The sequence below is a fragment of the Mesorhizobium sp. M0621 genome (assembly GCF_040320745.1).
Taxonomy (GTDB): Bacteria; Pseudomonadota; Alphaproteobacteria; order Rhizobiales; family Rhizobiaceae; genus Mesorhizobium.
The window spans coordinates 59,840-73,500 of record NZ_JAMYQF010000013.1 but is presented as its reverse complement, the minus strand read 5'-3'; the positions used below and the strand labels follow the sequence as shown (position 1 = coordinate 73,500).

Here is a 13,661-nt window from a genome sequence, read left to right as displayed (position 1 = left end):
CCACGCAGCCAAATCCGGTCTAGAATAGGAAATCGGCTTCGTGTATGGAGCCGCGATCCCTTTATGGGGCGGGTTGGCGGGCGATGGCGCCCATTTGTTTGTTAGACGCAATTCCGGGCGGAAAACCGCTTCACACTTTTCCTGGAATTGCTCGGAAAGAGCGTTGGGTGCAGCGATGACGAAATGGTCGCCGAATTCTTGGAGAGCAAAACCGATCAAGCAGGTTCCTGCTTATCCGGACCTTGCCGCGCTGAAGACCACGGAAGCCCAGCTCGCGACCTTTCCGCCGCTGGTCTTTGCAGGTGAGGCACGCAAGCTGAAGAAGCAGCTTGCGGCCGTCGCTGCCGGTGACGCATTCCTTCTCCAGGGTGGCGATTGCGCCGAGAGCTTCGCCGAGCATGGCGCGGATAACATCCGCGACTTCTTCCGCGTATTCCTGCAGATGTCGGTAGTGCTGACCTTCGCCGGCGCACAGCCGGTGGTGAAGGTCGGCCGCGTAGCCGGCCAGTTCGCCAAGCCGCGTTCGTCCGACAACGAGACCAAGGGCGGGGTGACGCTGCCCAGCTATCGCGGCGATATCATCAACGGCATCGAATTCGACGCCAAGTCGCGCATTCCCGATCCTGCCCGCCAGGAGATGGCCTACCGCCAGTCGGCGGCGACGCTCAACCTTCTGCGCGCCTTCGCGCAGGGCGGTTATGCCAGCCTGGAGAATGTGCATAGCTGGATGCTCGGCTTCGTGTCCGACAGCCCGCAGGGCGAAAAGTATGAGTCGCTCGCCAACCGCATCACCGAGACGATGGACTTCATGAAGGCCGTCGGCATCACCTCGGAAACTAACTACGCCCTGCGCGAAACCGATTTCTACACCAGCCACGAGGCGTTGCTGCTCGGTTATGAGGAGGCGCTGACCCGCGTCGATTCGACCTCCGGCGACTGGTATGCCACCTCGGGCCATATGATCTGGATCGGCGACCGTACCCGCCAGCCCGACCATGCGCATGTCGAATATTGCCGGGGCATCAAGAACCCGCTCGGGCTGAAATGCGGCCCGTCGCTGACGCCGGACGGCTTGCTGGAGCTGATCGACCTGCTCAATCCCGAGAACGAGCCCGGCCGGCTGACACTGATCGCGCGCTTCGGTTCCGACAAGGTCGCCGACCATCTGCCGAAGCTGGTGCGCGCGGTGCAGAAGGAAGGCCGCAGCGTGGTGTGGTCTTCGGACCCGATGCACGGCAACACGATCGAGGCCGCCGGCTACAAGACGCGGCCGTTCGACCGCATCCTGAAGGAGGTGCAGACCTTCTTCGAGGTGCACCGCGCCGAAGGCACGCATCCGGGCGGTATCCATGTCGAGATGACCGGCAAGAACGTCACCGAATGTACCGGTGGCGCGCGCGCCATCACCGCCGAGGAGTTGCAGGACCGCTACCACACCCATTGCGACCCGCGCCTCAACGCCGACCAGGCGATCGAACTTGCCTTCCTGGTCTCGGATCTCTTGAAGAAGAGCCACCCGGTGCAGCACAAGCAGGCCGTCAACGGCTGAGCTTGATTTCGGCATGAATGGTTGACGGAAGAAGCGCTGGAGAAATCCGGCGCTTTTCTTTTGGTTGGTTCAGTGCCCGCGTTCCCACCGCAAGTTGGCGAGACGGTGGTCGGCAAAGGCGGTTCTGGAAAACTCGATCCGCTTTTCCGGAAATTCGCAGATCGCCTGAACGCCGAACGCGCCGAGGCGAATGCGCCATGTCCGCGGCTCCATCGGCTTGGCCTTGGCAAAGCCGCGGCAGGTCAGTAGCGCAATGTTGGCACCTTTGGGGTCGCGCGCCGAGCGGTAGCGGATCGCTTCCAGCCCGGCCTCGCGGGCGACATCGGCAATGGCTTGGCAGGCCGCGTAGTCGGTCGGATGTATCCATGTAGCCGCGTCGCGATCAAGCGGCTTCCGGGTGAGATCGATTGCCCCAGCGCATTTAATCGCGGCGGCAAAGGCCGTGTATTCGGCGGCATCGCTCGGCCAGGGTGTTTCGGGCGACTCGGCAAAGAACAGCAGCCGGTAGAAGGCCATTTCGGCCACCGCGGTCATCATGGTCTCGGCCGCATAGTAGACGCCCTTGGTCCTGCCGGCGCGGCGGAAGCGTGAGCCATGCGGATAGACCGAGCCGTAGCGGAAGGGCGTCGTCAGGAGATAGTGGAGATGGCGGCATTCGACGGGAATCTGTGGTTTGGTTTCCTCGATCAGGTCTTCCAGCATCTCCTGCTCGTCGAGTGTGTCGACGATTTTCAGCGTCGAGACATGGTGCTGAGCCTCGACCATGCGCCAGTATTTGCCGTCGATGCCGACGGCCTCAGACGAGAGCGCGTCGGGAGTCCAGATAGGCGATGACATCGACAAGTCCGGTGATGGTGAGGATTTTTTCAAGCGGAGCGGCGTCGAACGCCGTGTTGGCGTTCTTCAGCCATGCCCGGGCGACAGCCGCGTCGCCGCCGACAATGGCGTCGAGCGAGCGGAATAGCCTGACGAACAACACGGCGAGCTCGAATGGCTTGGTGCCGCGCTCGAGCAGGAATTCGTCCCTGCGCATGCGCGAAACCGTGGCCTCCGAAACGCCGATCACGGAAGCCAGCATCCTGGCAGTGATGTCCAGCAGATCGGCCGCGCGCAGCGTTGCCTTGGTCAGGACTGCATTCTCGGCTGTCTTGGCAGCGGTTTGAGGTTGCATCGCGTCGTTTTCCTATTTCTATAGAAAATATAGCCCACAGAAATTCACATGGAAAGGGGTGCGCGCAAAACAATCCGCAGAGGCGATCGACGGGAGGCTCAGTCCTTCTTGTAGAGCAGCCAGCTTTTGCCGGCCCGGCCGGCCATCGTCGAGTGCTTGGTGACGCGGTTGCGGCCGCTGACCTTCGAGCGATAGAGCGCCCGATCGGCCTTGGTGTAGAGATCTTCCGGCCCCTCGGCCTCGGATGCCATGCAGATGCCCATCGAGACGGTGACGGTGCCGTAGTTGGTGCCGGTCTGGCTGCTGGTGAACGCCGTCTGCTCGATGAGGGCGCGAATGCGCTCGGCGATCTCGTAGGTGGCGTCCTCGCTGGCGCCCTCGATGATCAGCGCGAACTCCTCGCCGCCGGTGCGGGCAACGAACATGTCGCCGCGAATGCTGGTCTGGAAAATGTCGGCGATGATCTGAATGATCTTGTCGCCGACCGGGTGGCCGTAGCGATCGTTGATGTCCTTGAAGCGGTCGATGTCGGCAAGGACCAGGGCGTTGAACAAGATACCCTTGTTGCTGTTGTAGATCCTGGTGATTTCCTTGTCGAAGGCGCGGCGATTCCAGATATGGGTCAAGGGATCGGTATCGGCCAGCCGCTTGTACTCTTCGAGCTTCGACTTGACGCTCTCGAGTTCGGCCGTCTTGTCGCTGAGCATCGATGCCACCTGCCGGCCGTGATCGATCGTCGAATTGGTGGCAGTCGCCATGGCGCTGGCGATCTTTTGCAAAAGATCCTGGGACAGGAGGCTGCGGCCGCTGAGCCCGCTCGATGTCTCATCGAGGATCCTGCCGTATTTCTCGATGTGGCTGCGCTCGCTCCGCAACAGCGAAGCGACCGCCTCAAGCTCCCTTGCAATGACGTCTCTGGCATGCTCGACGATGCCGGGACCATGGTTATGGGCAAAGAAAGTGCGCCCGATCTGGTCCAGTTCATCCTGTGTAGGCCGGTTGCTCAGCGAAACGACGGCGAGGCTGAGTTCGCGATTGGTGCCGCTCAGTGCCTCGTAGAAGATCTCGTAGTTGCGCGGCAGGCCGAGCACGCCCAATTGGCGCATTGTGGCGACAACCGTGGCTGCGATGTCGGTGCTTCGTTCCGTCGGGGCTGCTGCCGGCTGCATGTTTTGATCACTCTTCCCCTCGGATCCCGCCGCAGAATTTGCAGGTTCCGTGTGTCGCCGACCTGGGGAATGCTACCCGATAGTCCAGAGCAATTTGCGAAGAGACGCGTCCCCACCTACGGCCTTCGCTTGCCGTGACTATAAATGCGCCCGCGCTAAAGTTTCCTTAATTTAAAAAACCGGAGAGGTGACAACGCCAGTTTGATGGCGCTGAATCCGGAATTCGCGCTTTGCGCTCTCAAAAATGAAACTGAATTTCGGATTCGCCGCGCCAGTACATGTCGCATTTTCTTGCGCGTGACCGCCGCAAAGCTGGAATCCTGATGGCGATGCTCGGGCCAGGCAGAGTTTTCTTCAAGAAGGGGTCGACATGAGTGACAGTCATCGAGGATCGTGTCTGTGCGGAGCGATCCGCTTCAGAACGCACGGACCGTTGCGTGGCGTCGTCTATTGTCATTGCTCGCAATGCCGCAAGCAGAGCGGACATTTCTACGCCGCGACCAATGTCGCCAACGCCGACATCGTGATCGAAGGCACGGAAAGCATCACCTGGTACGAGGCGTCCGCCTTCGCCAGGCGCGGTTTTTGCAAGGCGTGCGGGTCGGTGCTGTTCTGGAAGCCGCGAGACCAGGACTACATTTCAGTCATGGCGGGATCGTTCGACAGGCCGACAGGCCTTGAGGGCGAATGTCATATCTTCGTCGGCGACAAGGGCGACTATTATTCGATCGACGACGGGCTGCAGCAGTTTGAAAAATCGACACCGTCCATACCGGTCGCTGAATGAATCTTGGACAAGTCGCCTTATTCCATTGATCTGGCCAGCCATTGCATTATCCCGTGCCGGTGATTCGGAAAGGGGTTTGGCATGCAGCGGCTGATCGACGCTTTTTTCAATTCGGTGCGGGCGTTTCGCAAACTGGCCGTCAGCGAGAAGGCTTTCCAGCTGGAGCTGATGCTGCTTGCGCTTGCCTTGCCGCTCGGCTGGTTCGTTTCGATCTCATGGCGCGGCTATGCCTTGTTGATCGGCGCGGTGCTGCTGCTGATAATGGTCGAAGTGCTGAACACCGGCATCGAGGCGGCATGCGACGCCTTCAGCCGCGAGTTCAATGTCGACATCCAGCTGGCCAAGGACTGCGGTTCGCTGGCGGTGCTGATTTCTGTGCTCATCGTCGCCGGCGTCTGGGGCATCGCCATCATCGAGCGGATGACGGGTCTACCGATCTAACACTTCGGCTCCTATATGACGGTTACCCCGACCTGATCCGCCCCAGATTCATTCCGAAAAGTGGTGTCGACTTTTCGGGATCATGGTCTGAGGAAATGTCATGTATGAGGCCACAAAAACTCTGCTTCTCGAACGATCTGGACTGCCAGACGATCTGCGCTGGCTGGCGCAAAAATACCCGCGTGAAAACTGGCAAGGCCATGCCAACATCCACGGCATCGCCAATATGTGGCTGCAGCGGCACGACATGTTCCGCGAACTCGGCGGCATGCTGACCAACGGCATTGGCGACTACCGCGAGGGCAGGCTGACCGCCCCCGACTTCGCGCGCTGGTTCGCGCCGCGCCTCAATCATTTTCTCGGCAATCTCGACGGTCACCACAACGTTGAGGATTACCAATATTTCCCGGTCTTCGCCAAGGCCGAGCCCCGGCTGAAGCGCGGCTTCGAGATACTCGATGCCGACCATCACACGATCCACGAAGGGCTGGAGCGCAATGCCGAGGCGGCCAACGCCTTCATCAAGACGCTTCAGGAAAGGGAGGACAGACAGCGCTTCGCCGCCGACGCCTATGCTGATGAAAACAGCCGGCTGATCGCCATGCTGAGCCGGCATCTAGCCGACGAGGAAGACCTCATCATTCCGCTGATCCTCGATCGGGGCGATGTGGCGCTCGGCGTTGATTGACGTCAGCTCTCCTTGGCACGCTCCCTCTTGGCGACGTGACGGGCGACGAACCAAGCAAGGATCGCCACTCCCAGGCCGATGCCAAGCCCGACCAGCAACCGTTCGTGACGCATGAACGCCTGGCCGATGAAGTGCTCGGCCCCCAGTCCAAAGACATAACCGATCGTGCCGAACAGCACCGCCCAGATCGCCGATGAAATGGCGTTGAGGATGACGAAGCGCGGCGCCGCGATGGTGGAAAGGCCGGCCGCGATGCCGCCGACCAGGCGCATGCCGTAGACATAACGGTTCGACAGCACGAAGATGTTGGGGTGCGTGTTAAGCAGGCGATAGGCGCGGCGGAAACCGGGCCGCTTGCGCAATCTGACGACATAGGGATGGTCGGCAAAGCTTCGTCCAAGGATGAAGAAGAACGTGTCGCCGGCAAAGGCGCCAAGGGCTGCCGCGACAAAGGCGTGCCACAGCACGAAGACGTGCTGGTGGGCGAAGAAGCCGCCGAGGATGGCGGCACTTTCACCTTCGGCGACGCAGCCCAGAAAGACCGCGAGCAGCCCGTATTGTTCGATGAAATGATGGATCGCGTCGGTCATGAAGTCGACTGCGAAGACAGCCTTTCGTCGATCCGCTTGACGAGATCGGCCAGTCGCACGATCTCGTCGCGCATGCCGAGGATCTGGCCGTGGCGGAGTTCATCCAGTTTTTCATGCAGCGCCATGATCTCGATCTCGGCCTTGAGGTTGACCTCGTAGTCGTGGGCGGCGTCGATGCGGTCGCGCGCCGCCTGACGGTTCTGCGACATCATGATCACCGGTGCCTGCAAGGCGGCGATCATCGAGAGGACGAGGTTGAGGAAGATGAAAGGGTAGGGGTCGAACGACTCTCGCCCCAGCAGCCACCAATTGGCGCCGATCCAGAGGATCAGGAAGGCGATGAAGGAGAGGATGAACGTCCACGAGCCGCCGACGCGCGCTATGGCGTCGGCGATACGGTCGCCCGCACCCTGAAGACCGGCAAGATTGTCGTTGATGTCCTGCGCTACGGGCTTGCGGTCGACGGTGCTTTGCAGCACCCGCCTCTCAAGCTCGCTCAAATTCTCCGGGTTTCGCCTCAGCCAGCGATTGGCCAGTTCGGGCACGGTCTTGTTCATGGATGTCTCCATACAAAGCATCGGCTTGGCAGCCTGGTTTCCATATAGGAAGATGCCGGTTCGTCAAAAGCAGGACGTGAGGATGCAAGCAGAATGCCCAATTTCGCAAAAATCCGCGCACGCGCTGCAAAACGCAAAGGTGGCGAAGCGGAGCTTGCGTCGCTGCTGGGCCCGGCGCCTGACAATGCCGCGGTGGCAGAGATCGCTGACGATCGCATTCTGTCTGTTATGGCCGAGCGCGTGTTTGCCGCCGGTTTCGTCTGGCGCGTCATCGAACAGAAATGGCCGGGCTTCGAAGAGGCGTTTCTCCACTTCGAGCCGAAACGGCTGTTGTTTCAGCCCGATGATTTCTGGCACGATCTGGCTTCCGACCAGCGCATCGTGCGCAATCCGCAGAAGATCAAATCCGTTCGCGACAACGCTGCCTTCGTCGAGCGCGTGTCGAAGGAGCATGGTGGCTTCGGCGAATTCCTCGCCAACTGGCCGGCCGACGACCAAGTCGGGCTGATGGCCGATCTCAGCAAACATGGCAGCCGGCTCGGCGGCAACACCGGTCAGTATTTCCTGCGCTGGCTAGGCTGGGATGCCTTCGTCATTTCGGGCGATATGGCGGCGGCATTGCGCGACTCGGGGCTCGAAATCGCCGAAAGCCCGACCTCGAAGAGAGATCTCGACAAGATCCAGGCCCAGATCAACCAGTGGGCGGCGCAGACACGTCTGCCGCGCCGCCACATATCGCGCATCCTGGCGATGTCGATCGGCGAGAACCATTCTCCGCAAGCGTTGCGCGAATATATGGGCGACGACTGATCGTCCTCCGTCCAGCCAAGATCGGCATTCGTCAAACGGCCGGAGTGGTCCAAACGAACGCCATTGCCCGGTGAAATTTGCCGCGCTAAGTCAGCAGGCATGACCAAGCCCCTCGACATCCTGCGCATCGCGATCGCCCAGCTTAATCCGACAGTCGGCGACATTGCCGGCAATCTCGCCAAGGCCCGCGAGGCGAGGGCGGATGCCGCCCGCCAGGGCGCCGATCTCGTTCTCTATACCGAGCTTTTCCTCGCCGGCTATCCGCCGGAAGATCTGGTGCTGAAGCCGGCCTTTCTGAAAGCCTGCGAAAAGGCGGCTGAAGACTTCGCTGGGGATACCGCCGATGGCGGCCCGGGCGTCATCATCGGTACGCCGCTGAAGCGCAAGAGCGGCACGCACAACTCCATCATCTTCGCCGATGGCGGCAAGATCATCGCTGAGCGCTACAAGCTCGATCTGCCGAACTACGGCGAATTCGACGAGAAGCGCGTTTTCCAGGCCGGGCCTGAGATCCAGGGACCGGTCAATTTCCGCGGCGTGCGCATCGGAATTCCGATCTGTGAGGACATCTGGGGCGATGTTGACATCTGCGAGACGCTGGCTGAGAGCGGGGCGGAAATCCTGCTGGTGCCCAACGGCTCGCCCTATTATCGCGCCAAGATCGATGTCCGGCACCAGGTCGTCATCCGCCAAGTCATCGAGTGCGGACTGCCGATGATCTACGCCAACCAGCTTGGCGGCCAGGACGAGCTGATCTTTGATGGCGCGTCGTTTGCCATTGGCGCCGACAAGACACTGGCCTTCCAGATGAGCCAGTTCGAGGAAGCGGTCGACGTCACCACCTGGAAGCGTCAAGGCGATCACTGGGTTTGCTCGGAAGGGCCGATGTCGAAGATCCCGGACCGCGAGGAGGCGGATTATCGCGCCTGCATGCTGGGCCTGCGCGACTACGTCAACAAGAACGGCTTCAAGAACGTCGTGCTCGGTCTCTCGGGCGGCATCGATTCGGCGATCTGCGCCGCCCTTGCCGTCGATGCGCTCGGCGAAGAACGCCTGCGCGCGGTGATGATGCCTTACCGCTATACCTCGAAGGACTCGCTGAAGGACGCCGAGGATTGCGCCCGTGCGCTCGGCTGCCGCTATGACATCGTGCCGATCTTCGAGCCGGTCGAGGGCTTTCTGCATACGTTGACGCAGATGTTCGAAGGCACCAAGGAAGGCATCACCGAGGAGAATTTGCAGAGCCGCGCGCGCGGCACCATCCTGATGGCGATCTCCAACAAATTTGGCTCGATGGTCGTCACCACCGGCAACAAGAGCGAGATGTCGGTCGGCTACGCCACGCTCTACGGTGACATGAACGGTGGCTTCAATCCGATCAAGGACCTCTACAAGATGCAGGTCTACGCGCTGTCGCGCTGGCGCAACAGCCATGTGCCGCCGGGCGCGCTCGGACCTTCGGGCGAGGTGATCCCGAAGAACATCATCGACAAGGCGCCATCGGCGGAATTGCGCGAGAACCAGACCGACCAGGACTCTCTGCCGCCCTATCCTGTACTGGACGACATTCTCGAATGCCTGGTCGAAAACGAGATGGGCGTCGACGACATCGTTGCGCGCGGCCATGACCGGGCAACGGTGACGCGCATCGAGCACTTGCTCTACATAGCTGAATACAAGCGCCGGCAGGCGGCTCCGGGCGTGAAGATCACCAAAAAGAACTTCGGCCGTGACCGCCGCTATCCCATCACCAACCGTTTCAGGGATCGCGCCTAGACACTGAAAGCGCGCGGCGGCCGCGGCCGGAGATAGCCATGCCCGACTGTGAAATCAGCTTCGACCTGTCCCGGATCGATTTCCGGGCGACATCCGACCTGTTGGTGGCAAGCTATTGGGGTACCGGGCGCAGTGACGAAGTCCATCGCCGCGCCTTTGCCAATTCGCTTTGCGTCGGCGCTTACATCGATGGCAAGCAAGTCGGCTTCGGCCGCGCAATCACCGATCGCACGGTGTTCGCGTATCTCGCCGACATCATCATCTGGCCGGAGAACCGCGGGCAGGGCATAGGTGGACGCCTCGTCCAGGCCCTGATCGATCATCCTGAAGTCAGGACTGTTTTCCATTGGAGCCTGTCGACCAGCGACGCCCATGGTTTGTATGAAAAGCTTGGGTTCAAGCCATCGACCGATGGCCGCTACATGCGCCTGGATCGCATTCCTGGGTGAGACACGCGGCGCCGCCATTGTTGCAAAATAATCGCAGTGGTTGGACCAGATACGCTTTTGGCGTGTGCTGATCTTGGCGATGCATCTGCGCGTCTCTATAAGGACCTCTCCGCGATTCATTGCGGGAGGTCCGAATGGCAGTATTTCAAATGGTAATGCGAGGCCGCGAAGCCTAGGTCTCATCCGGCGTTCCGCGAGGGTTTCCCTTCGCTCTGATGCCGGATCGAGCACAGGCTTATGCCGATGCCGGTCGCCGCCCGATTACGGGCGAGACGCCAAATATGCCACTCCGCTTTCCGGGCGCTCATTGGCCCCTTGCGCGGCTTCTTCAATTTTCGACTTTACTGGGATCGGGCTCGTTAGCGCCCGAATGACATCATGGCTCGTTTTCGAATCGATTTGCGGGCGAGCGCCTTTCGCAGCGTTCTTGGCTTCACGCTCACCCATTGGCGGCGCCAGCTGTGGCGGCTTTCGCTCATCATGGGCGGCTTCCTGCTGTCGACGCTGGCCGACGTCCTGACGCCGCTCTATTCCGGCCGGTTGGTCGATGCTGTCGCCAGCAGCGCCGGCGCGGACGCCATTGCCTGGAATGCCGCGATGACGGCGTTTTCGATGCTGATGGCCCTGGCATTGACGGGCGTCGTGCTACGCAACCTAGCCTTCATGGCGATCGTCGAGCTGACGCTGAAGATGATGGCGGATATCGCCGCCGACGCCTTCCATCGCGTCCAGCGCTTTTCCACCGACTGGCATGCCAACAGCTTTGCCGGCTCGACCGTGCGCAAGGTGACACGCGGCATGTGGGCGCTCGACTTGCTCAACGACACGATCCTCATCGCGCTGCTGCCGTCCGTCGTCATGCTGATCGGCTCGACGCTGCTGCTCGGCTGGTTCTGGCCGCTGATGGGCGCGGTCGTCGCCGCCGGCTCGGTGCTGTTCATCATGGTCACGACGATGCTGTCGCTTGGCTATGTCGCCCCGGCGGCAAGGCTCGCCAACACCTGGGACACGCGCCTTGGCGGCTCGCTGGCCGACGCGGTGAGCTGCAACGCCGTGGTCAAGGGCTTTGGCGCCGAGGAGCGTCGCCTCGCCAGGGTCGTCGCCAAATGGCGTGCGCGGACGCGGCGCACCTGGGTGCGCGGCACCATCAATGGCACCACGCAAGGGGCGCTACTGCTGGTCATGCGGGCCGCGGTGATCGGCCTGGCGCTGATGCTGTGGTCCTGGGGGCAGGCGAGCGCCGGCGATGTCGCCTTCGTGCTGACCTCGCTCTTCGTGCTGCAGGGCTATCTCAGGGATATCGGCACGCATATCCGCAATCTGCAGCGCTCGATCAACGATATGGAGGAGCTGGTCGATTTCCAGTCCGAACCGCTCGGCATCGAGGACCGGCGCGGCGCCAAGCCGATCCGGATCACTGAAGGGGCTATCCGCTTCGACGACGTCACTTTTCACTATGGCAGTCACCGATCGGCGCTCTACCGTGACTTTTCGGTCGACATCGCGCCGGGTGAACGTGTCGGGCTCGTCGGCCATTCGGGATCGGGCAAGACGACCTTCGTCAAGCTCATCCAGCGGCTCTATGACGTGAATGCGGGAAAGATCCTGGTCGACGGTCAGGACATCTCGCAGGTAGCGCAAGCGTCGCTGCGCGGGCAGATCGCCATCGTCCAGCAGGAACCGAGCCTGTTCCATCGGTCGCTGGCCGAGAACATCGCCTATAGCAGGCCGAGCGCTACGCAGGATGAGATCGAGCACGCGGCGCGGCTGGCGAGCGCGCACGATTTCATCACCAGCCTGCCGAAAGGCTACGGCACGCTGGTCGGCGAACGCGGCGTGAAACTGTCGGGCGGCGAGCGTCAACGGGTGGCGATCGCGCGCGCCTTCCTTGCCGATGCGCGCATCCTGATCCTCGACGAGGCGACATCGAGCCTCGATTCGGAATCGGAGGTGCTGATCCAGCAGGCGATGGAACGGCTGATGGTCGGCCGCACCACATTGGTCATCGCGCACCGGCTTTCGACGGTGCGGGCGCTCGACAGACTGCTGGTCTTCGATCGCGGCAAGATCGTCGAGGAAGGCTCGCATGACGAGCTGATCCGGCTGAAAGGCGGCATCTACCGTCGCCTGTTCGAGCGCCAGGCGCTGGAACTGACCAAGGGTCTGGTGGTCTGATCTGAGGAGGCCTCCGGCTTTGGCCGGGGGCCACCTCTAGTTGTGTCACTCAGCGTGTGCCGGTCGAGCAAACGCGACTGTGAAGTCCTTTCCAGATGCTGAGTTTAGGACGTCTGTTTACGCTACCGATGGAGATGCGTTGTTTCTATCGGTGGTTGATATATGCATATCAAAGCAACCTAAAGCGGTCTTCACGATGCATCTTGTTTCCGCAAATGCCGGTCCGGGAAAGGTGGCTGCGCCGTCGGTGCTGGACTCTCAGCACGGCTCGGTCCGGCCGCTCGCTGCCGAAGATCTCGAGCGCGTCGCCGAACTCTTCCTGACGAACTTTCGCCGGCGGCGGCGTCATCTCCTCGATCGCGCGATCGCGGAGACGGCCGAGTATATGAGAGAAATTTATCTTGACCCTGCCGGCCAGTCCGGCGTGAGCAGTGCTCTTGTCCAGATCAACCGGCATGGTCGTTTGGGTGGGTTCCTCGGCGTCCTGAAAGCCCGTTACGAGCTTAACGGAGCGGCATTGAATGCGGCGGTCATAGGTCCGCTCATGGCCGACCCCGGCACCGACGATGGCTCGGCGGGACCGCAATTGCTGCGTGCCTTGCACCAAGGCGAATTCGATCTGCAACTGACCGATTCGGCCAACCGGACATCTCTGGCCTTCGCGCGCCCGATGAAGTATCAGCTCCTGCCTGTGCATTGTCTGGGATGGACCTGTATTTTCCGGCCGGCCGCGATGGCCGCCTCCGCACTGCACCGTAGATGGCCCGGCCTGCCTCGCTTGGCACTCGATCCCTGCGCGAGAGCACTCGATGCTCTTGCGAAAAGAAGGTTCGAGCCCCCCGTCCAGCTTTCATCGTCGCAACGCGTCCACCGTGAGACGATCGATGCCGCGCAATTTGCCGAGCGGCTGCCGACCTTGCTGTCCGATTACGCTCTTCGGCCGAGTTGGAAGGATGGCGAGTTGCCACGGCTGCTCGCGCTGGCCGCCGAGAAGCGGGCCGACGGCCCGCTTCATTTCGGTGCGACTTACGACGAAACGGGCAAAATGCTCGGTTGTTATGCCTTCTACGGTCAAGCCGGCGACATCGCGAGCCTGTTGCAAATCCAATCGTCCGGATCTCACTGGCGCGCGACGCTGGATGGGCTTATCGCGGCCGCGTGGGATATGGGCTGCGTGGGCATCACCGGGCAGACGCAGAGCAGATTCATGCCTCAACTCTTTGGCTACAAGAATCTCTTCTTCCGCTATGCCGGGGGGACGATGGTCCGCTCGCGAATCGCCGAGGTCACGGAAGCGGTCCGCTCCGGCGACATCTTTATCGGTGGGGTGATGGGCGACCGCTGGACCCGTCTTAGTTCCGACGACTTCGGCCACTGATTGCCTTCGACGACTTGTTCGTCGGCGCCATCGGCTGGCTGCACTCGGTCAAGGCGGGCGCCGCCAGGCTGGCCGCCGCCTATGCGCCGCCTGAGAGGCGCCACCCCGGCCTTTTCATCGC

At 61.5% G+C, this 13,661-nt stretch carries 14 protein-coding genes; 9 read left to right on the top strand and 5 right to left on the bottom strand.

From position 1 onward, the window contains the following. Positions 1-175: 175 nt before the first annotated feature. Positions 176-1,549, top strand: coding sequence for a class II 3-deoxy-7-phosphoheptulonate synthase (locus NKI38_RS12045; RefSeq protein ID WP_352605358.1), 1,374 nt, complete (start codon positions 176-178; stop codon positions 1,547-1,549). Positions 1,550-1,618: 69 nt separating this feature from the next. Here NKI38_RS12045 and NKI38_RS12040 read toward each other — a convergent pair whose 3' ends face one another. The 3 genes from NKI38_RS12040 to NKI38_RS12030 form a co-directional block, all read right to left on the bottom strand. Next, complete coding sequence (locus NKI38_RS12040) at positions 1,619-2,386, bottom strand: RES family NAD+ phosphorylase (RefSeq protein ID WP_352657733.1); 768 nt, start codon at positions 2,384-2,386, stop codon at positions 1,619-1,621. Continuing rightward, a complete protein-coding gene (locus NKI38_RS12035; protein ID WP_183451823.1) occupies positions 2,346-2,720 on the bottom strand; it encodes an MbcA/ParS/Xre antitoxin family protein in 375 nt (124 codons plus the stop codon). The genes NKI38_RS12040 and NKI38_RS12035 overlap by 41 nt, the downstream gene beginning before the upstream one ends. Positions 2,721-2,818: 98 nt before the next feature. After that, positions 2,819-3,889: a GGDEF domain-containing protein gene (locus tag NKI38_RS12030; RefSeq protein ID WP_352657731.1), complete on the bottom strand. Its 1,071-nt coding sequence runs from the start codon at positions 3,887-3,889 to the stop codon at positions 2,819-2,821. Between the two features lie 370 nt (positions 3,890-4,259). Here NKI38_RS12030 and NKI38_RS12025 point away from each other — a divergent pair, with 370 nt between their 5' ends. The 3 genes from NKI38_RS12025 (at position 4,260) to NKI38_RS12015 (ending at position 5,805) form a co-directional block, all read left to right on the top strand. Next, positions 4,260-4,676 carry a GFA family protein gene (locus NKI38_RS12025; protein WP_352657729.1) on the top strand — a complete coding sequence of 139 codons (417 nt, stop codon included), beginning with the start codon at positions 4,260-4,262 and terminating at the stop codon, positions 4,674-4,676. Positions 4,677-4,757: 81 nt separating this feature from the next. Then, complete coding sequence (locus NKI38_RS12020) at positions 4,758-5,117, top strand: diacylglycerol kinase (protein WP_352657727.1); 360 nt, start codon at positions 4,758-4,760, stop codon at positions 5,115-5,117. Positions 5,118-5,217: 100 nt separating this feature from the next. After that, complete coding sequence (locus tag NKI38_RS12015) at positions 5,218-5,805, top strand: hemerythrin domain-containing protein (RefSeq protein ID WP_352657724.1); 588 nt, start codon at positions 5,218-5,220, stop codon at positions 5,803-5,805. A 2-nt stretch (positions 5,806-5,807) separates the two neighbouring features. On the opposite strand, the gene NKI38_RS12010 is transcribed toward NKI38_RS12015, so the two are convergent. Next, complete coding sequence (locus tag NKI38_RS12010; protein ID WP_352657722.1) at positions 5,808-6,395, bottom strand: DedA family protein; 588 nt, start codon at positions 6,393-6,395, stop codon at positions 5,808-5,810. Next, a complete protein-coding gene (locus NKI38_RS12005) occupies positions 6,392-6,952 on the bottom strand; it encodes a DUF1003 domain-containing protein (protein WP_352657720.1) in 561 nt (186 codons plus the stop codon). The genes NKI38_RS12010 and NKI38_RS12005 overlap by 4 nt, the downstream gene beginning before the upstream one ends. A 93-nt stretch (positions 6,953-7,045) precedes the next feature. Between NKI38_RS12005 and NKI38_RS12000 the strand changes: the two genes are divergently transcribed. From NKI38_RS12000 to NKI38_RS11980, 5 genes are all read left to right on the top strand, one after another. Further along, entirely contained in the window at positions 7,046-7,762 is a 717-nt protein-coding gene (locus NKI38_RS12000) for a DNA-3-methyladenine glycosylase I (protein WP_352657718.1), read from the top strand. Between the two features lie 99 nt (positions 7,763-7,861). Continuing rightward, a complete protein-coding gene (locus NKI38_RS11995; RefSeq protein ID WP_352657715.1) occupies positions 7,862-9,538 on the top strand; it encodes an NAD+ synthase in 1,677 nt (558 codons plus the stop codon). A 38-nt stretch (positions 9,539-9,576) separates the two neighbouring features. Then, positions 9,577-9,987, top strand: a complete 411-nt coding sequence (locus tag NKI38_RS11990; RefSeq protein WP_352657713.1) for a GNAT family N-acetyltransferase — start codon at positions 9,577-9,579, stop codon at positions 9,985-9,987. Between the two features lie 378 nt (positions 9,988-10,365). Beyond that, positions 10,366-12,162, top strand: coding sequence for an ABC transporter ATP-binding protein (locus NKI38_RS11985; RefSeq protein ID WP_352657711.1), 1,797 nt, complete (start codon positions 10,366-10,368; stop codon positions 12,160-12,162). A gap of 139 nt (positions 12,163-12,301) precedes the next feature. After that, a complete protein-coding gene (locus NKI38_RS11980; RefSeq protein WP_352657708.1) occupies positions 12,302-13,540 on the top strand; it encodes a hypothetical protein in 1,239 nt (412 codons plus the stop codon). Positions 13,541-13,661 lie beyond the last annotated feature (121 nt).